Below are 22,609 nucleotides of genomic sequence, written 5' to 3'. Positions count from 1 at the left end.
ACTTAAAGAACTTGTAATATTGATGGCCGTTTCGGTCCCGATTGTTTTTATCCTTACGCGGGCCGGGCTGCCAAGTATTGTCGGGTTTTTCGTTACCGGCATAATCATCGGTCCGCACGGCTTCGCGCTCGTCAAGGAAGCGGGATCCGTTGAAATGCTTGCGGAAATCGGCATAGTCCTTCTCCTCTTTACAATCGGCATCGAGTTCTCGATAAAAAAGATTCTCGACATAAAGCGCGAAGCCTTTATCGGCGGCGGCCTTCAGGTGCTAATCACCATCGCCTTCGTAATGGTCTCTACCCTCATATACGGCCTTGATTTCAACGTAGCCCTTATTCTCGGTTTTATCGCTTCTCTTTCTTCTTCGGCAATAGTGCTAAAGCTTCTCGTGGACAGGGGCGAAGTAAGAAGCTCCGCAGGGAATCTCTCTGTCGGCATACTTATATTCCAGGACCTTGCTGTTGTGCTCATGGTGCTTGTCGTGCAGGGGTTTGGCAAAGGGGTTGGTTCTTCCGAAACCGGGCTTCTTATGGCCAAGGAGCTTGGCAAGGCCCTTGGCGCGATAGTGTTCATAGTCGTCATGGCGTCGTACCTTGCGCCAAGGCTCTTTAGAGAAGTCGTGAAGCTAAAAAACAGAGAGGTCTTCATGCTCACTATCGTGCTCGTGTGCCTTGGCACGGCGTGGGCGGCTTCTCTGTTCGGACTATCGCTGGCACTCGGCGCTTTTGTTGCAGGGCTTGTCATTGCCGAGAGCGAGTACTCTCACCAAATTGTCGCCGAGGTGCTGCCGTTTAGGGATACCTTCAGTTCGCTTTTCTTCATCTCGATAGGGATGCTAATTGAGTTCGAGTACCTGAAGGACAATATTATCAGCGTTCTTGCTGTGTGCGCGGCGCTTATAGCGGTAAAGACCGTTGTTATTGCCGCGGTTGGGCAGATCCTTCGTTATCCACTGAGACTTGCCCTGATGGTCGGGTTCAATCTCGCGCAGATAGGGGAGTTTTCTTTTATATTGGTCAACATGGCCGAGGAGGAGCACGCGCTTCTCGGGCACAACCTCTACCAGCTCGTTCTTTCGGTCTCGGTGCTTTCCATGGCCATTACGCCTTTCCTGTTTCAGGCATCTCCGAGGCTCGCTGCTGCTATCGGCAGGATTCTTGGAGCGCACTTCGTGGCAGCAAAAAAGCAGCATACGACCTCGTTATCAAAGCACGTTATCATAGTCGGGTACGGGCTAAACGGCGAGAATCTCGCGCGTGTGCTGAAGAAGACGTACATAGATTTTCTCGTCGTTGATATAAACCACGAAAGGGTTAAGAAGGCGAGGAAACAGGGGTACAAGGCCTATTACGGAGAATCGGGGCACCACGAGATATTAAAGATGCTCGGCATCGATAAGGCCAAGATGATGGTCGTAGGCATCACGGACCCGGTGAGCACGAGGCGCGCGGTACAGGTGGCGAGGGACTTAAACCCAACGGTTACCATAATTGTCAGGACGCGGTACACAAGCGAGGTAGAGGATCTTTACTCAATTGGCGCAACCCAGGTCATACCCGAGGAGTTCGAGACATCGGTCGAGATATTCTCGCGCGTGCTGAAGGAATACAATATCCCCGGCAACATCATACAGAACCAGATAGATATCGTTAGGCAGGAAGGGTATGCGATGTTTAGAAACCCGTCGATTTCTTCGGAGCGGCTAGTTAGCCTTGCGCGCATACTCGATACGAGCGCGATGGAGAGTTTCTTTGTTGCCGAGGATTGCCCGTCTTTAGGTAAGACGCTACAGGAGCTTGACATCCGTAAGCGCACCGGAGGGGCATCGATAATGGCCATTATACGCGAGGGCAAGGCGCATACTAACCCGAGAGGGGATTTTAAGATAAGCGTTGGCGATATCCTCGTGCTCATAGGCGGGCACGCCGACCTTCACAGCGCTGTAAAAATCCTCAATGCCAAGGAAGAATGACGCGGTCCTTTGGCGCGCAATCCGCAGTTTCTAATTTAAAAATTTTTGATTTCGGGCGGTAGAACGCCCCGGCAAGCGGTCGTCTTAAGCCGCTGTGGAAGAACTGTTTCTGGTGAAATCTTTTATCAGGTTTCTTTCGCCCGGGGTGAGGTATTTGAATTTTATGCCGTGTCCGGAGAATCTGTTTTTTGGCGACATGGTGTCCGTTGACCACTGCACCTCTGCGGATGGGAATATGGTAACGGGTTTTTTTCCGATGAGCATGAATTTTAACCTTAATGAGGTGCCGTCTTTAAGGCGCTCCGGCATGCCGCGCAGAAATGCGCCTTCCTCGGAGATGTTAAGGATGCTTGCGCGTAACTGATTGATGCCGAGCATGCACTGTGTCGGCAGTTCGGCAAAGGCCCTTTCTTTTTCAGGAAAGCCGAAGATGGTGTTGTTTAGTACCGAGATAAGCTGCGCGTCAGGCGCGGACTTGGGTATAAGCCGTTTGCCCCAGAGTGCCATTATTATCCTGGCCGTTTCCCTTGAATCGTCTATGCCGCTTACGCAGACGGTGGGCAGCTTGGCAAGGTCGTTCTCCCTTAGCCACTCGAGCACCTTAAAGCCGTTCATTTGCGGCATCCTCAAATCAAGGAGCAGCGCATCGATGCCCGTTTGCCCGTTTTCGAGCCTTTCGACCACCGAGTCGCCGTCTTCAGCAAGTTCCACGGTATGCCCTGCGTCAAGAAGCATGTCTGACATTTTTTCGCGGAAAAACGCGCTGTCGTCGGCGATAAGTATATTTTTGGGATGTCTGGTAATCATGTTGTAATCTTCAGGAAAGAAATATTATCAAATATTATATGAAAGTAAAGCATTAAAATTAAAGGAATTGATCAGGGTGTGTCAGGGGTTGAGTCGCTTGCAAAAGATGGAAAAGGTCTATCCGCTTCCTCTTAGGGCGTAGAGCAGCGCGATGCTTGCGAAAAATGTCGCGAGTATTGCGATTGCGTCCCATCCGAGCCGCAAAAACGTTTTGCTCTTTATCCTGTAGGTGAGCGCTACAACTGCCATGCCAGTTATGACCATGGCGGTAAAGCCGCTTACCGCGTGGTTCTTGGATACGGCCGACAAGAGCGGGCCCTTTGTGTACAGGATGTCGTCTACGGCAAGTATGCAGATGTTGAACATGTTGGAGCCAAAGAGATTCGCAATCGCCATGTCGGTTGCGCCTATTCTGATGCAGGCAAGAGATACAACCACCTCCGGAAGAGACGTCGTGATGCCGATAAAGAACGTTCCGACGAAGCTTTTTCCGAGCCCGGTTGCGTCGGCAAGGGCTTCGCCGATGAATGGCAGCGCCGTTGCGCTAAGTATTATTATCCCGGCGTTTAGGGCGTATAGCTTGACGGCCTTGTTGAGCGGAACGTCGTCGTATATGGTTGCCTTGGTTATTTCTCCGGCTATTTCGGCAATGCGCCGTTTTTCGAAGTAATAGATGCTTCTGATGCCGATGAAGTAAACGGCCAGTATTACGGGCGTGTAAAGGCCGATTGTACCGATGGCCGGTATCTGGTCGCTGACAAGCACCGAGATGCAGGCTATTCCTATGAGCACGATGCCGAATCCGGCCGAGAGCACGTGGCCGGGATAGGCCGAGGCAAAGACCGGCCCGGGGCGATGGAAGAAGTCCATTGCCGCTATTATCGCGATGTTGAAGATGGAGCTGCCCATGATGTCGCCAACCGCTATGTCAGGGACGTCGGCTATGGTGACAGAGCTTATGCCGTTTATGAGCTCTGGCAGGGACGTGATGCTGGCCATGAGGACGAGCCCGACCCAGGCTCTACCGAGGCCGAGCTTTTCGGCTATCACGTCACCGTAGCGAGAGAGCTTTATGCCGGCAAATACAATAAGCGCTGAGCAGCCGAGAAACTCGAGGATTAAAAGCCAGGGCATGGTCTAAGTATATCACTTGTGAATGATAACGCAAAGGCTATCGGCCCAATTCGGCCGGGTTTTACCGTAATCCGCTATCTTCCTTTGTAATGCGCGAAGACCTTTTTGACCTGCTCTGCCCAGAAGGCGCGAATGTTATCTTCGCTTGGGTCTGTAACGGCCCCGGACATTTTTATCATGTCCGAGAACATCTCGCCCGGTCCGTCTCCTTTGTCGTCTATAACCAGAGCGCTTAGCATAAAGCCGTGCTCCAGATAACTGTCCATGGAGACATGGCCGAGAAAATCGCCGAGTATGTTTTTGTCGCGCTCGCTCCAGTTCCAGATCTTTATATAGTAGGGCTCGCTGTTGAATACCTGGGGCAGCTTGAATGTCAGGCCCTTTACGAACTCGGAGGAGCGAAGCAGCACTTCTTTTTTTGCGGCAATGCCTATCCTATTCTTTACTTCGGCAAGCGCGGCAGCGTCTTTGTCAGCGTAAGTCCAGACAATGGACATCATTTTTTTTGCAACAGCGTCGTTTGGCATAATGGTCTCCGGCGTAATATGTTATTATGGCATACAATAGCCGGGTAAGCAATCGAAAGCCGGGAACATACGATTTCTACCATATCGAGGATTTTATCGGGTTGACTAAAGAGAGACAGGCCCTGCGGCTGCGGCGCCAATATGGTCGCAGCCGCAGGGCATAAGCTGTTATCTAAGGAACTTTCCAACAAAAGGCGATGTTTCGCCCCTGCGCATGAAGTGGCCGGACGGGCCTTCTCCAAGAAACTCGGAAAACCACGATTCATGCTCTATCTCCTCGTGCAGTATGGAAAGAGAAAGGTCGTAAGTGCGGTGGTCCTTGCCTGCGGTCAGGTTGCAGATGTGTGTGTATCCCTTCACTGCGCAGCGCTCGGCGTTCACCAGAACAGTAAGCATGGCCTTTATATCGGCAGGGTTTTTAGGCAGCATTGCCGGCGGGCAGGCCGATATGTTGTGGAAGTCGTTCATGGATGGTGGCAGCGCGCCGCCAAGTTCGTATATGCGAGGCACTAGCGCCTCAAAGTGATTTCTGTCCTCTATTCTTGCCACTTCGGCAATTTCCTTTAGTCCTTCGCCCTCGGTGCCGATGAGGTTTACTCTGAGTATGGTGTAATAGTAGAAGGTTGTAAGTTCCGCTGCCGCGTTCTTTACGAGCAAATCCACGAGTTCCTTGACGTTAATCCCTGTTTTTTCCACCATTTCCAGTGCGACCTTTGCCATAAAGCGCCTCCTTCGAATTTTTATTTTGGCGTTATTGAGGAAAAATACGTGGAGGAACGATCTTTTTAGAATGTAGCACGATTATGCCTGGCGTCAAGCGACGTGTCGTAGACATGCTAAAAAGCTGGTTTTAAAGCTCTATTTTTAGGGGAAGCTTACGGTGTTCGTAAAATTTTTTTGTTAGACAAATGTTAGACAAAACCTGTTTTTGGGCAAAAAAAGGGGTTAGCCGATTGGCTAACCCCTTGTATTATTTGGTCGCGGGGGTAGGATTTGAACCTACGGCCTTCGGGTTATGAGCCCCTTATAAGCTATAAAGCAAAATAAAGCAATAACAAAAAAACTAAGGGTTTTAAGGAGTTAAGGCGAGCAGACCACAATATGGGTTTTGCCAGTTTTAGCCTGTTTTTGGGTGTTTTGTTAGACAGCTGTTAGACAAAAAAGATTTTACAGTTTGCGAACAATCTCAAACGTATCGCTTTTTAATATCTTCCCTACGCAATTATCACATAACTCTTTTTGTAAATCTTTTTTGGAAGTATCTGCAACACCCAACATTTTAGCTAAGTTGCTTTTAAACCTTGAAATTGGCCACCCATACTTATTAGCTGTTCTAAATGTGCTTATATGCAAACATGGAGAATAATCAAAGTTTAATTTTTTATACCTTGCACGAAAGAATTTCCCACCAAACAAAGCCCCACCCATTTTTTTAGGTACATCTGTATTTTCAAGTATAGATATAAATAGTTGGTGCGCAGGCTCACCGAAAGTTATTACAACATCGGGTTCATAATTTAAAAGCTCGTTTTTGAGATATTTCTCGCAATTTTTCATAAAAGAATTTTTTAAATGCTTATCTCGGTGCTTAAAATCTTCAAAACGACATTTAACGACATTGGTTGCATATATAGTATTGGTCTCGAAACGTATCTTCAATTCTTCTTCAACCCATTTTCTTAAAGCACCTTTCTTTATATTTTTTCCTTTATCGTTCTTTTGCGTTCCATCTACGTCGAGCATCAAGGCTACTTTTACGCTTGTTTTTGGATTACTTACGGTGGGGTCTTGTCCTATTAACATAATTTTTTTACCACCAGTATTCTCCAAGTAAAAAGGTTCTACCGTATTATCAAGTCCGCCAATATCTTTACAACAATCAGTACATTGCTTGGGATAGCCAAAAGAATATTTATTTTTCATGATATCAAGGCCTCTTCTTCGACGCTTTTTAGCACAGTTACTGCACAATTACTGCACAGTAAAAAATCTAATTTCTTCTTTTTTCAGCTATCCACTTCTTGACTGCCTCTCCAATATTATCTTTGAAAACTTCGGCATCAAAAATATCGCTTTTTGCATTATTACAAGGATAACAGGCAACCACACAATTGCTCTCCGTATATTTTCCTTTTGGTTTTTTTCTATCAATTTCCAAAAATTTTCCTCGCCTACCTTCACGAAATAGGTGTCCGTAAACCTCCTCAACTCCACCTTGTTCTAACTCACAGTAATAACAGCCCTTACTTGCTTCTTCCAAATACCATAATACGAACTCTTTTTTACCAAAACAATTTTTACCAGTTTTTTTATTCATCCTATACCAAGCATTTTTTAAAAATGACACCAACTTATCATCGTGGTGCTCAACACCTTTATCTTTAAACAATTTTTCCATCCTATCTTTTGTAAACCATTTTTTCTGCCCCATACATACCCCCTTTTTATTTTTCTTCCAACTCTTCCTTTATCTCGTCGAATTGTGCGAGGGCTGCGCGAAGGTTTTCGGCTATATCCCGCGCAAGGACATCCGGCTCAGGCAGGTTCTCTGCGTCTTCGATGCTATCGTCCTTTAGCCAAAATATATCGAGGCTTACTTTGTCTCTTGCTATAAGCTCGTCGTATTTAAATGCCTTAAACCGCTCGCTCTCTTTCCTTTTGAAACGGTCTTTGGGGTTATAGCACTTTATAAAGTCGCTCAAGGCTTCTACCTTCAAAGAATTTTCTTTGAGCGTAAAGTGCATATTGGTTCTGAAATCATATAGCCAGAGCTTATTCGTCCACGGCTTTTCACGCGCTTCCTTCTTATCAAAGAAAAGCACGTTTGCCTTTACTCCCTGTGCGTAGAATATTCCCGTCGGAAGCCTAAGAAGCGTATGCACGTCGCATGTTTGCAGAAGCTTTTTTCTAACGGTTTCACCTGCTCCGCCTTCGAAAAGCACGTTATCCGGTACTACAATTGCGGCCCTGCCGTTAATTTCAAGCAAAGACCTTACGTGCTGAAGAAAATTTATTTGTTTGTTCGAGGTTGTTACCCAAAAATCGGCCCGTTCATATATAATCGTTTCTTTTTTGTCCTTGCCTTCTTCATTAGTAATAGTAATGCTACCCATCTTTCCGAATGGCGGATTTGTAAGCACCAAAGGAAAACGTTTGTTTTCGCCTGGCTCGGATATTAATGCATCTTCTACCTCTACAAGAGTCTCGTCATCCTTATCGCTCTCTATGCCGTGCAAAAACATATTCATCATGCAGAGCCTTGCGGCCTCTGGCACTAACTCATAACCTTTATATGTTTCTTCCCTAAGTTTTTTAAGCTGTCTTTTATCGAGTCCGCAATTCTTTATAAGGTAGTCATGATGCGCAAGGAAGAAGCCTCCTGTGCCGCATGCCGGGTCGCATACACGCTCGCCCGGCTCCGGGCGCATTACCTCGACAATAGCTTTGATTAAAGGTCTTGGCGTAAAATATTGGCCAGCTCCGCCCTTTACGTCTTGAGCATTCTTTTCGAGCAGGCCTTCGTAGATATCGCCCTTTATGTCTATATCCATGCCGAGCCATGTTTCGCTGTCTATGAGGGCTATAAGGCGGCGAAGTTTTGCAGGGTCTTGGATTTTATTTTGCGCTCTTTTGAATATTATGCTTAGAGTACCTTTTGACTTACCCAAGGTTTCTAGAATGTGTCGATATTGAATTTCGAGCGCATCGCCCTCGAGACTTTTTATGCTTTTCCAATCAAAACCCTTAGGAATGGAAATACGCTTTGTGGTAGGCAAGGATGCTTTTTCGTCGGCCATTTTTAAGAATAACAAATAAGTCAATTGCTCGACGTAGTCTCCGTAACTCACTCCGGCGTTAAGGAGAATACCACAGTAATTCCAGAGCTTTTGTACTATTGCCGCAGATGGGGTCATGTTTTATTATCCTTTAGGGTCATTAAAATCAACCCGGATGGGGCAAGGCTATTCCTTTGATTTTTCTGTACATAGAGACAGCGAAAGAATCTGTCATACCGGAAACATAATCGGTAATTTGTATCGTTCTTGTATATGGGTCTTCATCAACTTCTTCATTGCTTTTCTTAAATTGTACTGGTATTAATTGTAAAATCTTCTTGGCACGATATGAAGCATTTTTCTTTTGCTCGGCCACTTCTTGGGCCGATGCCAATAATGCATTCAAAAGAAAATCTAAAACCTCAAATCCGGCTGCCTCTATATAAACCGCATTTCTTTCTGTATACACTTTGAACTTATCTTTTTCTTTTATTGCTTTTAACGCCTTATTCGCCTTTATTTTATCTTCTAACGATTTGAAAAAATTTCCTTTCAGCATTTCTGCCTCATGTATCATAAATGCCGCAGCAAATTGATTAATTAACTCCCCTATCGCTGCTGCCCTTAGATATTCTATTTTCTCTTTTTCAAAGGGTATTTTTTTTAAACCCTTTACAACCGAATTTTTCTCTTTCTTGCTAACAAACAAGCTCAACAATAATCTCTGCGCTTCATTGTACTTAACACATCCCAATCTCACACCATCTTCTAAATCTATAATCGCATAGCATATATCATCTGCCGCCTCGACAAGAAAAGCTAAGGGATGACGCACCCAAGAAAAAACATTGTCGACTATATTTTTTCGAAATAAGCCAACTTCACTTGCAACTTTCTCAAATTTTTTCCTTTCGGGCTTAAAAAAACCAAACTTCTTAAAATATTTTATTTCCTTTAACTTCTCTGCTTCGTGACAAGCTTCGCGCGGATATTTCATATAAGCAGCCAAGGTTGCGCAAGTTAATTGCATCCCCCAAGGACGTTTCGAGTGTTGCAATGTAGTAAGAATTCGAAAGCCCTGAGCGTTACCCTCAAAAAACATAAAATCAGCACTACTATCATACTCTTTCTCGCTTACACGACGCATACATTGCTTTCCATTATTATTGCCTGTAAAAAAATCTTGTATAGCATTTTCTCCGGAATGTCCAAAAGGTGGATTCCCTATATCATGTGCTAGAGTTGCGGCCGCAACAATGGCACCAAAATCATCGGCAGTATATCCTTTAAGTTCTTTTCCATATTTTTTAATAAGCTCCGCACCAACTATTCTTCCAAGTGAACGTCCAACACAAGATGCTTCTATACTGTGGGTTAACCGGGTTCTAACATAATCACTTTCGGCCAAAGGAAATACTTGCGTCTTGTCTTGCATTCTCCTAAAAGCTGAAGAAAAAACTATCCTATCATAATCTCTTTGAAAGGGAGAACGCCCACTATCCTTTGCTGCGGCACGAGTATCGCCAAAACGCTTTTGAGATAAAAGCTTGCTCCACTTCATAGTCTTAACCATGATTACCCCCCTTTTTTACATTATTAACGCCTACTTTTTCCTTTTTTATCTTCTCAAGAAGCACTGAGGCGGGTTCGTCGTTTGGGTCTTGAGGGACGAGGCGGCCTTGGAATGCGCGTTTTAAAATGCTTTGCCTTAGCCTCTCGGCCTGTCTTAAGCTTGCATCAATTGCCTGTTCCACCTCGTCTGCTATTGAAAAATGCCGCTCGATTTGAGAGACGATTTCATTTTGTTCGGCAATAGAAGGCACCGATATGAACAATAATGCAATATCATCATTATTAATTTGCGGAACATTAGAGCCATCCGACAACTTGCCTAAATCTAAACTTACAAACCAATAATAAGTATACATTACAGATACTACGACGGGAAAAAAGCCCATAATATTCAAATCAAACGCAGACGGTTTCACCAATATACGTTTTTTATTAGTAGCAATTGCGCCGCCTCTTTTTGGAAAAATAATAGTCCCTTCTTGGCAAACCTTGATTTTTAATTTTTTCGTCTTTTCTTCGCTTAACAAAATCTCGGTATCATTCATATATTTTTCGCTGCCAATTCTATTCATATCCGCAACCTTATAAAATGGTATCAGTCCTGTTGCACTACTCTTTGGAAGTTCCTTAGGAGTCTGCCCATTCTTTATAATTCCAACATTCCCTAATTGTGCCCACTCCCACCCCTTGGGTAGTTTGGGGAGGGTGGAGGTATCGACTGGCGGGAGTTCTTTGTATTTTTTAGCGAGAGTTTTTTTGCGCTCTTCTTTTATGTGTTCGAGAAGAACGGAGGCGGGTTCGAGCTTATCGGCGTTCTCCTTCCTCCATTCCTCGGTAAGCCTGCCTTCAAAGGCGTGCTTTAAAACAGACTGGCGGTAACGCTTGATTTCAGCCTTTACCTTTTTGAGCTCTTCTACGCCTTTATCGAGCCTTGTAAAAAGCTCCTCGATTTTATCCGCAATCCTCTTCTGCTCGGCAAGTGGCGGAAGGGGGAAAGGAAGCTTGGCAAATTTGCTTGCAGAAATTTCCAAAAATGTAGTACCACTAGCAAATTTTTCAGCTAACCGCTTACTTGCCTTTAGATAATAAAACACGTATTCATTGTAAATATAGGCTGCATTAACAGATAAATTCTTAAACCCTTGATTCGTAGCAAGTTCGTTTTTAGCTATGACAACATAACCTATTGGAGCGCGGGACGAAAACAACACAGTTCCCGCGGGTAGCAGCTTAGCTGAAGATGTTTGCAATCCTTGCGTAGAAATGTTACGTTCGCCTCTTGAAATATATTTGCCTGAAAATCCAGTTAAATCTGCTGGAGTTATCCATGCTATATTACCATTAAAATTTTTTTTCTCTTTAGTGCTCGGCGTCCCGCCTGCAGCTATAGTTCCAATAAATTCTAAATGTGTCCACTCCCACCCATTGGGCAATTTGGGAAGATTATCTTTATCCATCATCATGCCGCAAGAACCTCGTTAAGTTCGTTCAAAAGGGTTTCGAGCCTATCGCCAAAGACCTGCTTTGCCTTATAAGGCCCGCCTTTGGCAAAAAACGGCGGAAGCTCGAAGTCAGACACATTTATACTGAGGCTCTTTGCTATAAAGTCCTTTATCATCCTTAACCACTCAAGCTGCTCAGGCGTAAACTCATCGCCCGAGGCCTTATGCTCCTTTACCCACTTGTCGAACCTCTCTGCTACGGTATCAGGAAACGGCTCAAGAAGAGGGGCTTCGCCGATTGTAAACCTTAATAAAGACACGATATTGGTCAAAAGCTTTCTTGCTCCCGCGCCGCGCACCTTGGATTTATCAAGCCGCTCGTAAGCCTCCCAGACCACTTCATGGGACTGCAAATTATACGGAGGCCTTTTTATGGCCTTGGCAAGCTCTTCAATCTGCTCGTACGTCAAATGCCGCTTGCCGTAAGGGATGTTATATATAATCTGCAAGGCTGTAAGTTCGTCCTTATTATCTTCCATGAACTTCTTAAAGGACAGTATGGTCGAGCGCGCCTTTTCGTCCCCGGCCTCGCTGCCCCCGGCATATTCTACTTTATCGATGGTTACCGTGTCTATAGTCTGTTCGGTTTTCTCCTTAATGTCCAAAAGAAGCTTCCTGAAATTCGGACTATCGAACACAAGGCAAGCCTCTTTCTTAAGCTCGTCCTTGGCCTTCTCTAACTGCTCATCCGTCACTACGGCTGTCGAAAAGAGTTCTGTTGCTTTTTCTTCCTGCTTATCAGGGTCAACGGCATCAAATAGCTTATTGACGATATCCCGCAAGCTTTTATCTTTTGCGGCTTTTTTAAGGTCTTCCTTGTCCTCACTGCCTATTTCCTTATCAAGCCTTGCAAGCCTTCCGGCAAGGGAGGTAAGCATATCGTCGTCCCACCTGCCCTGCGCAATATGATTGACAAGCTTCTTAAAAGATATAGACGGCACACGCTCAAGCGGCCTTGAGTCGGTCTTATCCGTTTCGCAAACGCCGACGGCATCCACGATGACAAAATGCGTCTTATGCGAAGCGTCCGGGGTAACGCTCTTTAGTTCGTTATGGTCAATCGTTCTTGTGCCTCTACCCTTCATCTGCTCGAAAAACCCGGTTGAACGTACGTTACGCATAAAGAGCAGGCATTCGAGCGGCTTAATGTCCGTACCGGTGGAAACCATATCAACGGTTACGGCAATACGCGGGTTAAAGTCCGTCCTGAAACTCTGGATAAGCTCCTTTGGGGTTTCTCCGGTCGTCCTGTAGGTAATCTTCTTGCAAAAGTCGTTACCCTTGCCGAATTCCTCCCGTACAATATGAACTATGTCCTCGGCATGAGAATCGTTCTTTGCGAAAATAAGGGTCTTTGGCACATGCTCTCTGCCCGGGAAAATCTCGGTACAAATCTTTTCCTTAAATGTCTTTATGACCGTCCTAATCTGGTCTTTTGCTACCACGTCCCTATCGAGCGCGCCTGCGTCGTATTCCAATGCCTCGTCAAGCCGCTCCCATCTAACCTTACGCGTAAGCTTATTGCGTTTATCTATATAATTGCCGCTTTCGACCTTGCTGCCTTGCTCGGTTATCCGGGTCTTTATCCTATACACGTCATAACCAACGTTTACGCCGTCGGCAACGGCGCGTTCATGACCGTACTCCATGACAAGGTTGTTATTAAAAAATCCGAGGGTCTGCTTCGAAGGAGTAGCGGTAAGGCCTATGAGGTAAGCGTCGAAGTATTCGAGCACCTGCCGCCACAAATTATAAATAGAGCGGTGGCATTCGTCGGTAACGATAAAATCAAAGGTCTCGATTGGTATCTCTTGATTATACACGACCTCCTTGGGCCGCTCGCCGCTCAAATCGGAATCAAAGAGGGAATGCTCCTCGGCCTCTTCCTCGTACTCGGCCTCTCCGCGAAGCATGGAATAAAGCCGCTGAATGGTCGTTATGCAGACCTTGCTTACCTTATCGAGCTTATTGGAAGAAAGATGCTGCACGTTATAAAGGTTATTGAATTTACGGTTATCGTCCGGAGTATTGAACTTCGTGAACTCGACAAATGTCTGGTCACCGAGCGATTTCCTGTCTACCAAGAAAAGTATGCGCTTTGCGTCCGCGTGCTTAATCAGGCGATATATAAAATTAATCGCCGTAAATGTTTTGCCGCTTCCGGTCGCCATTTGTATGAGAGAACGCGGCCTGTCGTCTGCAAAGGACTCATCAAGGCCCGTAATAGCCTCGACCTGGCAATCCCTTAAGTTAGTTGTAATAAGGGGCGGAAGTTTTTTGAGACGCGCCCTTATGGTATCGGACTTTGCAATCCATTCGCTCAAAGTCTCAGGCCTATGAAAATAAAAAACCCGCCTTGAGCGCGGGTTAGGGTCTCTCGTATCGCGGAAAAAAGTTTCGCTCCCGGTGCTCTCATACGCAAAGGGAAGCGGCTCTTGAACATGCGGAAGGTTTTCCGGTATGCTTGCTATGTAGCGTTCCGATTGGTCTGCAACACCGCTTAACGTCGTACCTTCGGCCTTTGCCTCAATTACGCCAACGGCTTTTCTATCTACAAAAAGCAAGTAGTCCGCAAAACCGTTCTTTAACGGGAATTCGCAGATAGCAACGCCCTTGGAAGCTCCGAGGTTAAGTTCACTTAGAAGCTGAACCGTCCACCCCGCTTCTTTAAGCATGCGGTCTATTTCGAGCCGGGCCTTTTCTTCGGGAGCAGTCATTAGTTATAAGGGTTCGGATTCAAGCGAATTTTATCATTTAAGGCTTTAAATAGCAATGTATTGAAAAATAAAAACTTATAGAAAAGATAAAAACAGGCTTCTTTAAGAAAAAGAAGCTGACATATAAAAATGCCACAGTTATTGGGGAGGGGTAATTTCAAGTAGGAAGCCAAACCCTGCAAAGTTAAAACCCCCTTACCCCCTCCTTGTAGTAGTTAGGAAAGAGGCAATAAAAAACGGGCATAACGAAACCATTATGCCCGGATACAATATGCTAGAGGGAATTGTTGGTAGCTATAGAAGCAAGTACCGTTTGGCTCGTTCCTCGAGTTCTCCTTCTAATTTATCCAAGGCCATGTTTGCGGCTTTGCTAGAAGCCTCTCTTATTCTTGCCTCTGTCAAAGAGGAGCCGCTAACATTTGTCTTGACCTTCCAATAAATCCTTTCTACGACCTGTCCGCTTTTGTCCTCTATTTCTATAGAGCCGTCTATGATAGCAATGTAGTCCTCTTTATTTCCCAAGAAAAACCAACCCACGACCACGACATTTTTTATGCCTTGGGTGGTGTTCATAATAACGGCTCGTTCTATTTTTATCGTGGCTTTGCCTTGTCCGTTAGAAGAAGAGACAAAAAGGTTTTCTAGTTTTTTAAGAACAGCACTGTGAAATTGCGCTTGAACTCCTTCGCGTAAAGGGTTCGGGGTGCTAGAATATGGTTGGTTGCGCCAAGGCTCTATTTCGGCAGTGTTCTTAATTGTTACGGCAGCTACGTTTAGGCGCAGGATTTTAGAAGGAGGAGAGTTAACAATATCGATGGAATTCATGGCGCAGCCGCAAACCAAAAAACATAGAAAAAGAATTGAAGCAAGTGCTTTGAGTCTCATATAGGCTCCTTTCGGTAGTTGTAGGGAAGGGGAAAACCCCAACCTTTAAAGAAGAAAAAATAAGCCAAAAAGCCCTTTAATGCATAAATTATACATTAAAAGACTATAAAGACAAGAGGAATAGTCATTGATTGACGTTCAAAAGGCCTCGTAAAAAGAACATTATTTCCTTATAAAAAAGGAGAGGCCATGCAAATACAAAAATTGCTGGGAGCTAGAATAAAAGAACTAAGACGGGCAAAAAAGCTGACTCAAGACAAATTATCGGAGTTGGTAAACATAGAGCCTAATCATTTAAGTAGAATAGAGGTAGGCAAAAGCTACCCCTCACTTGTTACGCTAGAGAAAATGTCCGGGGCCTTAAATGTACAAATGAAGGATTTTTTTGAGTTCGAACATCATGGCAAGGACAAAAAGGAACTCAAAAGGGATATTGAGTCAATACTAAAAAATGTTGACCAAGAAAAGCTAAGCACGGTTTTGCAGGTAGTAAAAACACTTGTAAGGTAGTTGGTAGTAAAAAGCGCAGTTCTTAGCCATGTCACCTGGTTTTGGTAGGCACCCCCATCCTTTACACTAGCCTATATTAATTTTACCCCTCAAGATTGGCCTTTATAGGGCCTATAATGCCCCTAGGGGCGAAATCCTGTTGTAATGGCTAGGAGGGTAGCTTTGGATAAGAGAGTCATGCCTTAAAATTTGTTTTAGGGCATAATTCGTAGCCTAGTGCTTTAAAAAAATTATAGGATTAGCTTAGAGTGCAGTAAATTAAAAAATCCTCTAACTACTTTTAAAAAAAAGATTTTTTGTGCTTAAGGTACTTTTGTATACATAATATATAATATAAAGAATTTATATTATATTATTATCCTATAAAATTTTTTGTTGGCCAGGTAAGAAAATAGTATTCTCAATTTGTTCGATAACACTACGAAGCTCTCTAGACTTTTTTAGTATTTTTGCATAATCGAACAGTGCTTGCATAGAACGGTAGTAACCTCGTAAGTTTGATTTCAGTATAGTAGCAGTATGTAAAACTGAACGAGCATTCAACAAATCGATATTGATAGTAATATGCCCATGTTTTTTAAGTTTCGGTTTTCTACGTAGTCTGGCTTTGGTTTTTTTTGACTTATTTTTGGTAAAAATTTTTCCAAGTTTAGTAATATTACTTATGCGATATAATCTGATGTATTTCTTCCAAAAATTATAATGATTAAAATTAATTATGTCGTCGAATGATGTTATACCAAGTCTGTTTTTTACTGCCGAAGAGCCAAAAAACCGTATTTCTAGGTGGCAACATGGCTGATTCTTTCTAATTTTAGAATTCCTGCCACTATAAATAACAAAATTAACAGGCGTGCCACGTTTGGCAAAGTAGGTAGTCTTGTTTTTATTTTTATGATTAATAAGGCAATGGAGCTCTTGCTTGCCGTGCCATTTTTTTACTAAAAAGGTTTGAAGAAAGTCATGAACAGTAAGAGCTGATTCGAAATCAGGTGTAATATAGTCTAAGGCTTCTTCAAAGTGGGAAATGAGATATGCCTGTGTTGTATTTTGTTTTAGGTATACGAATAGTTCAGGTTTGGGTTGTAGCAGGATAATTCGATAAGACCATTTAGAATTAAAAAGCCAGCGTTTTTTTTGTTTATTATAATAATGCATTAAGCCTTTTCGCGTAATGGCTTTAGTGCAAAATTTCTCTAATTCCTCTTTATCAATTTTTGAGTTGTACTGTTTGAACCACACTACCACCTTGTCGATATATGGTACAGAGGAACTAATATTTTTTTTAATTTGACTTATTATTTTTAAAAAATCCTTGTTGTCATAAATGGAACTAGATAAAATATCGATATCCATGTGTGGATGCCCCTCTAGTTAAAGTAAAAAATAAATTGTAAAGAGTCCTTCCCTTACCGATTTAGCGCCTTTTTATACCCTGTTGGGTAAAAACTCAGTTTTCGAGTTTTTGAAAAAATGATATTTGCTAAATAATGCCATGGAGCTTAAATACGTTATAGTGCGTCCGCACCACTTGGGTTAAATGGTCGTTCAGTATCATTTTGACCCTTTGTGCTTGGGTGCCTTCGGTATTGCCAAACCATCTGCACAACTTCATTTTTATAGTGTTTTGTGGTCTTCCTGTTTTTTGGCTCAAGTATGCGACAACTTCCCTGCGCCCCATGCCATCGGCCAAAAGTCTTGCACTTTCATTTTTAAGCAAGGCATCCAATATCCTGCGCTGAATTGTTTTTACTTGAGGTATGTACATGCTTACGCCGCCATAAAACCGTAGAAGCTTACAAGCTGCTTCGGCACCGATAAGCTTTACCATATCCTCAATGGTAAGCCCCAAAAGAACTCTTTTTTTAATTGTATAAAGTTTGTCCTTGCCAGCTCCTCTAGTCTTAGCGTAATACGTCTTGTCTTTCATTTGGCCCTCCTTTCTATATTTTACTAAGGCCCTGGGTTAAATTTGCTCCTATATATTATTATAGTCAAAAGGGGCCTTCACTTTACTGACTTAATTTCACTTTTTTCTATGCTTGTCGTAACCCTCTGTTTTGTCAACTCTTTTTCGTAGCCCAAAATCCGGTTGACTTTTAGTCAAAAGGATTTGACCATATTTACAGTAACAAAAATTACAACAGTTGTCCCCGGGTTTTTTAATATTTTTTATTGGGAGGTGTGCTTTGAAGTTTATAACAGTTAGTCACTTGCGTCTTTATGCGACCCGTTTGGTAAAAGAGATAGAGAAGACAAAAGGCACTCTAATAATTACAAAGTATGGGAAGCCTGCTGTATTAATCAGGCCTCTTAAAGAAGAGGAGTTTAAGTTAATAAATAAAAAAAGGAGGTAAAAAAGTCTTTAATCATGGCAATGGTGCTGTACTCGATTCTAAACATCGACCAGAGGAAAAGACCCATGCGCTATGAAAGCGGAAATATCTTTAGAGTTAGACGAGTTGGTGGAAAGGACGGCACAAAGGGTTGTAGAGCTATTGCTTCCAATGCTAGCAAAAGAAAAGAACACAGACGGACTAATGACGATAAAAGAGCTCTGTGAGTATCTCAAAGTAAAGCAGAGCTGGGTCTATCAACAAGTATATAAAGATGCGTTGCCACACTGCAAGGTCGGCAATAAACTCAGATTCAAAATGGTGGAAATTTCTAAGTACATAGAGGAAAACAAGCAGGGACTAGCATGAAGGGTACAGTAAGAAAACAAAACGGGAGTTGGTATTGTATATACAGAGTCGAGGGTCGGCAAGTCTGGAAAAAGGGAGGCAGCACCAAAAAAGAAGCAGAATGCATGCTTGCCGAAATAATGCATGACCTTAACAATGGCACTTACAAAAAAATAGAGGAAATAGGGTTTAGAGATTTTGCCAAGCTATGGGTAGAAACCTATGCCAAGACCAAATGCAAACCCTCGACGCTACGTTCTTACGAAGATATAATAAAAGTACATCTTGAGCTGTTTTTTGCAAATACTGCTTTGACAGGTATTACTCCTGCAAAGGTACAGCAATATGTATCGAGCAAGCTTAACGAAAAAATACTCAACAAGGATAATATGCTTGTTCCTCGGTTAAGCCCAAAGTCCATAAATAACCATATTGTCCCGTTAAAAGAAATGCTCAAGCACGCGGTACGTTGGGGATACTTAAAAGAAAACCCGGCCGAGCATGTAGAAAAACCAAGAGTTGAGCATAAGGAGATGGACTTTTTAAGTCCTGAGGAAATTCGTCTTTTTTTACAGCACGTGAGGCCGGAATATTATGCATTTTTTCTTATGGCTGTTCTAACGGGTTTGCGTAGGGGCGAGTTGTTAGGGCTTACCTGGGGCGATATAGAGTTTGCTACTAATACTATACATGTAAGACGCGCTCTCTATAAAGACCAATTTATTACGCCTAAATCCAAGAATTCAAAGCGCAAGGTAATAATGACCCCTTTGCTAGCTAGCATCCTTAAGGAGCATAAGTTAAAGTCAATCCCTAATGAGATGGATTTGATATTTACCAAGTGCAATGGCAAGCCACTTGACCCGGACAAGTTTGTTAGGACAGAATTTTTGCCTGCTTTAAGGCGAGCCGGGCTTAGAAGGGTGAGGTTCCATGACCTGAGGCATACTTTTGCTACGCTACTTATTAGCCAAGGTGAGAACGTCAAGTTCATTCAGTCACAATTAGGCCATGCCTCAATACAAACAACCTTAGACCGTTATGGTCATCTTTTGCCGGAAATCCATAATGAGGCAGGAAGTAAGCTCGATAAGGTGGTTGGAATAAATAGACAGCAGGATACTATGCATAACGAAATAAGAAGTATTGAAGCTGTCAAATTGTCCGCACAGCACTGAACGAAACCCCTCCAATTTTTCTTGACTTTCCAGCAACGACATGATGTATAATATAATACTTTCTATTAATAAATTATCGTGTCGTTTGAAAAAAATGGACATCTATCGTAAGGCATATACCTTAAGATTCCCCGATGAAATAAAAATTCGAAATGATGATGAAAAAAGATTATTAACAACAGCGGACGGGGTAGATAATTTAGAAAATAAAATAAATAGTAGGCAATATTGTGACCCACCAAAAACTAAGGATGAGAATAGAGAAAGTAAAGGCAAGTATATTTGGGTCATAATGCAAATGAACACCCCGATGATTTTAGAATATGCTGCGGCAGGCGACACCCTGGAGAGCAAAAGAGTTACTCATACTAACTTAACAGGTGGTAAAGCAGCGTATTGTGGCGGAGAAGTGTGGTTTAATAATGGTGGTAATGATATTTATGTATCTGGTAAATCGGGTAGATATCCGGCACGAAGCTTAGAAGAGTTGAATGAAGTTTGTAAGGCATTGGGTCGTATAGGTTATAATGTAATAAATTTAGGATGGGACGAAGACATAAATCAAGCCTCCGGCTATTTAAGAAGATAATAGGATGAATAGATTCGAAAAAATTTTTGGTAAAGAAAGCAAAGGAACGACCGCAGAAGAACGCGCCAAGTCGTCGAAGATTATATTCGTGCGTAGTCAAGATGAATTGGCGATATACAGTAATGGTGCAAAAGGCTCGAAATTGACCGCATGGGAAGCATTTAAAACATTTGGTATCGATGTGTTAGAAGAAGCAGTAGATGAAGGCTCGGCGATTTTGGTTTGTGCGCAAGATGAACCTGCAAAAACATTTCAAGAACGAAGAGAAAATCTTGGGTTAACCCAAGAAGATATCGCTAAATATTGTGAATTAACGAATGAAGAAGTTGCTGATATTGAAAATCCTAAAAAGAAAAATCCGATACAGAAGCTAAAAAAGCTAGCACAATATTTAGGTCTAGATGAAAGAGAAATTACATTTAAAAAGGGGTTTGGTGGGGACAAAAACCTTGCAATACGTTTAAAAAGTCTAAGTTGTGAAAATAAGAGACTTAATCCTAAAACAGTAATTTCCTTTAACGAGGCCGCATGGGTTTTTAGCACAGAGACAAGATTAAAAGAATGGTTAGGTTTGCGAAGCAATAGCTTAAAAGAAAAATTTGTTCCCTCAAAAAATTATGGATTTTCTGGTCATCCTGCTTGGGAAATGGGATACAACTTGGCAGAAGATACTCGTAAAATACTCGGCTTAAATAACGATGAGCCAATTAATAGCTTACGTGAATTATGTATTAAAAAACTATCTTTACCATTATTACAATGTGAGCTACCTAGAGTTATAGCCGGTGCAACTATTGCTAATGATACAGTAAGAGGTATTGTGGTGAATACTGCTGGAAGAAATGGAAATGTTTGGGTACGTAGAGCAACAATAGCACACGAGCTAGGGCATTTACTTTGGGACCCGGAGCAACAGCTCGAACGTATTCGTGTTGATAGCTACGAGGAATTAGACAGTGGTTTGTTGGCAAGTGATGGTGTGGATTATGTTGAACAAAGGGCCAATGCGTTTGCCGCAGAATTTTTAGCACCAAAAGATGCTGTTTTTAAAATTTATAAGAAAAACGGATTACGTACAGTCATGGAGCATTTTGGTATAAGTTATACAGTTGCTCGTTATCAAGCATGGAATGGGTCACACAGAACTGAAGAGATTGAAAGTTTTACAGCGGATAGTTTTGAACCAACAGATGAATGGATGGGAAGAGATTCTTTTACAGCTGATTATTTCCCCATCCGTAATGCACCAAAAAGTCGAACAGAATATTTTGCTTACGTGGTAGTTATGGCAGAAAAACAGGGTTTGATTTCAGAAGATACTGCTTCCAGTTATTTAAGTTGTTCGAGGGAAGATTATAATTCGCAAAAGAGTGCAATAGAAGAATTATTTCAAAATGATTAGATAAATTTTAACGAGAAATATTTGTGCAATACTGAGCAACTTGGCAAATTGACGAGAGTAATAAAATTTAAGTTTTGTTAGACAAATGTTAGACAAAACCTGTTTTTGGGCAAAAAAAGGGGTTAGCCGATTGGCTAACCCCTTGTATTATTTGGTCGCGGGGGTAGGATTTGAACCTACGGCCTTCGGGTTATGAGCCCGACGAGCTACCGGACTGCTCCACCCCGCAGTAAAAATACATTCTAACAGAAGATAGAAGGAAGTGTCAACACTATTAGGGAGAGATGTTTGTACGCCCGCGCAGTACTTTTGCAAAACGCGGGCGTACAAAGCGGTCTTTGTTCAAAGCAGGATGATGTTCTGGGCGGGGTACGCTTAGTGCTGGTACGCGCTCTCGAGCTTCATGAAGTTGTCGAGTTCTTCTTCGAGAAAGGATGCGAGGTCGGCCGTAGAGACGAGTCCAACGACCATGTCGCCGTCCATTACCGGAAGCCTGCGGATGTTTTTCGAGGCCATTATCTTTCCTGCCTCGAACACGTCGGTTGACATGGTTGCCGTTATGACCGCGCTCTTCATGAGTTTTTCTATTGCGGTCTTGGACGGGTCTTTGCCGTCGGCAAGAAAGCACACGATGTCTCTGTCGCTGATGATGCCTCTTAGGCCCATGCCGTTTTCCGTAATGAGCACGCATCCGACGTTTTTGTCGCGCATCTTCTTGGCCACCTCCGTTACCTTTGTTGCCGGAGATACCGATACCAGATTGGTCTGCATGATTTGCTTTAGTATCATTTAGGTTCACCTCCTTTCGGTCTTTGGTTCTTATTGAGAGCATATCTCCGGTTCGCTTGTTGTCAAGGTTTCTGGTACGCGGCGCTTTTTTATGCTGCTTTACGGCGAAAGGTTCTTGACTACCGGCTATAAAATCATTTATTATAGAGGTTTGCAGAAGACGGCCGTTTTTGTCAGGCAGCATATACGGATATCCTGGAAAGAGGCCGCCGGTTAACAAAATTCCCAGGTAGCTCAGCTGGCAGAGCAGGTGGCTGTTAACCACCGGGTCGGGGGTTCAAATCCCTCCCTGGGAGCCAGATTATAAGGGGTTGCGGACTCAAGGTTCGCAGCCCTTTTTATTTTCTGAAAGATTGTGCCGGTAGTTCGTTCTAAATGGTCTTGGAATCCCGCCAAGCGCAGCCGCTAAGCGTTCTTTTTAACGGCAGGTGAAGCATCGTCGTTCATTAGCCTTATTTTTCAGCTGGTTATGCCACCAAATAAAAATAGCCAACTTTTGATCCTTGTTATCTTGGTTATTTTCGAGACCAACACAAAATCTTATTGAAAAACCATTCTAAACGGT

At 43.2% G+C, this 22,609-nt stretch carries 21 protein-coding genes and 2 tRNA genes; 8 read left to right on the top strand and 15 right to left on the bottom strand.

What is annotated here, in order from left to right:
* Nucleotides 1-22: 22 nt before the first annotated feature.
* Entirely contained in the window at nt 23-1,972 is a 1,950-nt protein-coding gene (locus OEV59_04760) for a cation:proton antiporter (GenBank protein MDH4227049.1), read from the top strand.
* 84 nt (nt 1,973-2,056) lie between these two features.
* Here the strand turns inward: OEV59_04760 and OEV59_04755 are convergent, their stop codons facing one another.
* The 11 genes from OEV59_04755 to OEV59_04705 all read right to left on the bottom strand — a co-directional run bounded on the left by OEV59_04755 (nt 2,057) and on the right by OEV59_04705 (nt 14,892).
* Nucleotides 2,057-2,779 carry a response regulator gene (locus OEV59_04755; GenBank protein MDH4227048.1) on the bottom strand — a complete coding sequence of 241 codons (723 nt, stop codon included), beginning with the start codon at nt 2,777-2,779 and terminating at the stop codon, nt 2,057-2,059.
* Nucleotides 2,780-2,896: 117 nt separating this feature from the next.
* The gene (locus OEV59_04750; GenBank protein MDH4227047.1) at nt 2,897-3,913 is read right to left on the bottom strand and encodes a sodium:calcium antiporter; all 1,017 of its coding nucleotides are present in this window, start codon (nt 3,911-3,913) and stop codon (nt 2,897-2,899) included.
* Nucleotides 3,914-3,987: 74 nt separating this feature from the next.
* The gene (locus OEV59_04745; protein MDH4227046.1) at nt 3,988-4,440 is read right to left on the bottom strand and encodes a hypothetical protein; all 453 of its coding nucleotides are present in this window, start codon (nt 4,438-4,440) and stop codon (nt 3,988-3,990) included.
* A 168-nt stretch (nt 4,441-4,608) separates the two neighbouring features.
* Nucleotides 4,609-5,160 (bottom strand): DNA protection during starvation protein, encoded by a 552-nt coding sequence (gene dps, locus OEV59_04740; protein MDH4227045.1) that lies wholly within the window; start codon nt 5,158-5,160, stop codon nt 4,609-4,611.
* Between the two features lie 447 nt (nt 5,161-5,607).
* Nucleotides 5,608-6,363, bottom strand: a complete 756-nt coding sequence (locus tag OEV59_04735) for a uracil-DNA glycosylase family protein (protein ID MDH4227044.1) — start codon at nt 6,361-6,363, stop codon at nt 5,608-5,610.
* Between the two features lie 67 nt (nt 6,364-6,430).
* Nucleotides 6,431-6,871 (bottom strand): HNH endonuclease, encoded by a 441-nt coding sequence (locus OEV59_04730; protein MDH4227043.1) that lies wholly within the window; start codon nt 6,869-6,871, stop codon nt 6,431-6,433.
* 13 nt (nt 6,872-6,884) lie between these two features.
* Nucleotides 6,885-8,354, bottom strand: coding sequence for a type I restriction-modification system subunit M (locus OEV59_04725; GenBank protein ID MDH4227042.1), 1,470 nt, complete (start codon nt 8,352-8,354; stop codon nt 6,885-6,887).
* 28 nt (nt 8,355-8,382) lie between these two features.
* Nucleotides 8,383-9,789: a deoxyguanosinetriphosphate triphosphohydrolase gene (locus OEV59_04720; GenBank protein ID MDH4227041.1), complete on the bottom strand. Its 1,407-nt coding sequence runs from the start codon at nt 9,787-9,789 to the stop codon at nt 8,383-8,385.
* Nucleotides 9,782-11,251 carry a restriction endonuclease subunit S gene (locus OEV59_04715; protein ID MDH4227040.1) on the bottom strand — a complete coding sequence of 490 codons (1,470 nt, stop codon included), beginning with the start codon at nt 11,249-11,251 and terminating at the stop codon, nt 9,782-9,784. Before OEV59_04715 ends, OEV59_04720 begins: the two co-directional genes overlap by 8 nt.
* Nucleotides 11,248-14,007, bottom strand: coding sequence for a DEAD/DEAH box helicase family protein (locus OEV59_04710; GenBank protein ID MDH4227039.1), 2,760 nt, complete (start codon nt 14,005-14,007; stop codon nt 11,248-11,250). The genes OEV59_04715 and OEV59_04710 overlap by 4 nt, the downstream gene beginning before the upstream one ends.
* A gap of 294 nt (nt 14,008-14,301) precedes the next feature.
* Nucleotides 14,302-14,892: a hypothetical protein gene (locus OEV59_04705; GenBank protein MDH4227038.1), complete on the bottom strand. Its 591-nt coding sequence runs from the start codon at nt 14,890-14,892 to the stop codon at nt 14,302-14,304.
* Between the two features lie 189 nt (nt 14,893-15,081).
* Here OEV59_04705 and OEV59_04700 point away from each other — a divergent pair, with 189 nt between their 5' ends.
* A complete protein-coding gene (locus OEV59_04700) occupies nt 15,082-15,402 on the top strand; it encodes a helix-turn-helix domain-containing protein (protein ID MDH4227037.1) in 321 nt (106 codons plus the stop codon).
* A 360-nt stretch (nt 15,403-15,762) separates the two neighbouring features.
* Here OEV59_04700 and OEV59_04695 read toward each other — a convergent pair whose 3' ends face one another.
* Entirely contained in the window at nt 15,763-16,758 is a 996-nt protein-coding gene (locus OEV59_04695; protein ID MDH4227036.1) for a hypothetical protein, read from the bottom strand.
* Between the two features lie 127 nt (nt 16,759-16,885).
* On the bottom strand, nt 16,886-17,332 hold the full coding sequence (locus OEV59_04690; GenBank protein ID MDH4227035.1) for a hypothetical protein: 447 nt from the start codon (nt 17,330-17,332) through the stop codon (nt 16,886-16,888).
* A 304-nt stretch (nt 17,333-17,636) separates the two neighbouring features.
* On the opposite strand from OEV59_04690, the gene OEV59_04685 reads away from it, so the two are divergent.
* The 5 genes from OEV59_04685 (at nt 17,637) to OEV59_04665 (ending at nt 21,255) form a co-directional block, all read left to right on the top strand.
* Nucleotides 17,637-17,759, top strand: a complete 123-nt coding sequence (locus OEV59_04685; protein MDH4227034.1) for a hypothetical protein — start codon at nt 17,637-17,639, stop codon at nt 17,757-17,759.
* Between the two features lie 72 nt (nt 17,760-17,831).
* The gene (locus OEV59_04680; GenBank protein MDH4227033.1) at nt 17,832-18,107 is read left to right on the top strand and encodes a helix-turn-helix domain-containing protein; all 276 of its coding nucleotides are present in this window, start codon (nt 17,832-17,834) and stop codon (nt 18,105-18,107) included.
* The gene (locus OEV59_04675) at nt 18,104-19,264 is read left to right on the top strand and encodes a site-specific integrase (GenBank protein ID MDH4227032.1); all 1,161 of its coding nucleotides are present in this window, start codon (nt 18,104-18,106) and stop codon (nt 19,262-19,264) included. The genes OEV59_04680 and OEV59_04675 overlap by 4 nt, the downstream gene beginning before the upstream one ends.
* Before the next feature lie 40 nt (nt 19,265-19,304).
* Entirely contained in the window at nt 19,305-19,853 is a 549-nt protein-coding gene (locus OEV59_04670) for a hypothetical protein (GenBank protein MDH4227031.1), read from the top strand.
* A 4-nt stretch (nt 19,854-19,857) separates the two neighbouring features.
* Complete coding sequence (locus OEV59_04665) at nt 19,858-21,255, top strand: XRE family transcriptional regulator (protein ID MDH4227030.1); 1,398 nt, start codon at nt 19,858-19,860, stop codon at nt 21,253-21,255.
* A gap of 152 nt (nt 21,256-21,407) precedes the next feature.
* On the opposite strand, the gene OEV59_04660 is transcribed toward OEV59_04665, so the two are convergent.
* Both OEV59_04660 and OEV59_04655 read right to left on the bottom strand, forming a co-directional pair.
* A tRNA-Met gene (locus OEV59_04660) sits at nt 21,408-21,484 on the bottom strand.
* 146 nt (nt 21,485-21,630) lie between these two features.
* The gene (locus OEV59_04655) at nt 21,631-22,044 is read right to left on the bottom strand and encodes a CBS domain-containing protein (GenBank protein ID MDH4227029.1); all 414 of its coding nucleotides are present in this window, start codon (nt 22,042-22,044) and stop codon (nt 21,631-21,633) included.
* 223 nt (nt 22,045-22,267) lie between these two features.
* Between OEV59_04655 and OEV59_04650 the strand changes: the two genes are divergently transcribed.
* Nucleotides 22,268-22,343 (top strand) — tRNA-Asn (locus OEV59_04650).
* Nucleotides 22,344-22,609 lie beyond the last annotated feature (266 nt).

The sequence above is a fragment of the Deltaproteobacteria bacterium genome (assembly GCA_029858205.1).
Lineage (GTDB): Bacteria > Desulfobacterota > GWC2-55-46 > GWC2-55-46 > DRQE01 > JAOUFM01.
Note: the sequence above shows the minus strand (reverse complement) of the source record. Positions and strands in the feature narration are given on the sequence as shown.

Bases quoted from the DNA above. Each gene is read 5' to 3' on its own strand.
- OEV59_04745 (MDH4227046.1), bottom strand. From the start codon at position 4,440: ATGCCAAACGACGCTGTTGCAAAAAAAATGATGTCCATTGTCTGGACT.
- OEV59_04715 (MDH4227040.1), bottom strand. From the start codon at position 11,251: ATGATGATGGATAAAGATAATCTTCCCAAATTGCCCAATGGGTGGGAG.
- OEV59_04680 (MDH4227033.1), top strand. From the start codon at position 17,832: ATGAAAGCGGAAATATCTTTAGAGTTAGACGAGTTGGTGGAAAGGACG.
- OEV59_04690 (MDH4227035.1), bottom strand. From the start codon at position 17,332: ATGAAAGACAAGACGTATTACGCTAAGACTAGAGGAGCTGGCAAGGAC.
- OEV59_04705 (MDH4227038.1), bottom strand. From the start codon at position 14,892: ATGAGACTCAAAGCACTTGCTTCAATTCTTTTTCTATGTTTTTTGGTT.
- OEV59_04655 (MDH4227029.1), bottom strand. From the start codon at position 22,044: ATGATACTAAAGCAAATCATGCAGACCAATCTGGTATCGGTATCTCCG.
- OEV59_04760 (MDH4227049.1), top strand. From the start codon at position 23: ATGGCCGTTTCGGTCCCGATTGTTTTTATCCTTACGCGGGCCGGGCTG.
- OEV59_04750 (MDH4227047.1), bottom strand. From the start codon at position 3,913: ATGCCCTGGCTTTTAATCCTCGAGTTTCTCGGCTGCTCAGCGCTTATT.
- OEV59_04735 (MDH4227044.1), bottom strand. From the start codon at position 6,363: ATGAAAAATAAATATTCTTTTGGCTATCCCAAGCAATGTACTGATTGT.
- OEV59_04755 (MDH4227048.1), bottom strand. From the start codon at position 2,779: ATGATTACCAGACATCCCAAAAATATACTTATCGCCGACGACAGCGCG.
- OEV59_04695 (MDH4227036.1), bottom strand. From the start codon at position 16,758: ATGGATATCGATATTTTATCTAGTTCCATTTATGACAACAAGGATTTT.
- OEV59_04710 (MDH4227039.1), bottom strand. From the start codon at position 14,007: ATGACTGCTCCCGAAGAAAAGGCCCGGCTCGAAATAGACCGCATGCTT.
- dps (MDH4227045.1), bottom strand. From the start codon at position 5,160: ATGGCAAAGGTCGCACTGGAAATGGTGGAAAAAACAGGGATTAACGTC.
- OEV59_04725 (MDH4227042.1), bottom strand. From the start codon at position 8,354: ATGACCCCATCTGCGGCAATAGTACAAAAGCTCTGGAATTACTGTGGT.
- OEV59_04730 (MDH4227043.1), bottom strand. From the start codon at position 6,871: ATGGGGCAGAAAAAATGGTTTACAAAAGATAGGATGGAAAAATTGTTT.
- OEV59_04665 (MDH4227030.1), top strand. From the start codon at position 19,858: ATGAATAGATTCGAAAAAATTTTTGGTAAAGAAAGCAAAGGAACGACC.
- OEV59_04670 (MDH4227031.1), top strand. From the start codon at position 19,305: ATGATGTATAATATAATACTTTCTATTAATAAATTATCGTGTCGTTTG.
- OEV59_04675 (MDH4227032.1), top strand. From the start codon at position 18,104: ATGAAGGGTACAGTAAGAAAACAAAACGGGAGTTGGTATTGTATATAC.
- OEV59_04720 (MDH4227041.1), bottom strand. From the start codon at position 9,789: ATGGTTAAGACTATGAAGTGGAGCAAGCTTTTATCTCAAAAGCGTTTT.
- OEV59_04700 (MDH4227037.1), top strand. From the start codon at position 15,082: ATGCAAATACAAAAATTGCTGGGAGCTAGAATAAAAGAACTAAGACGG.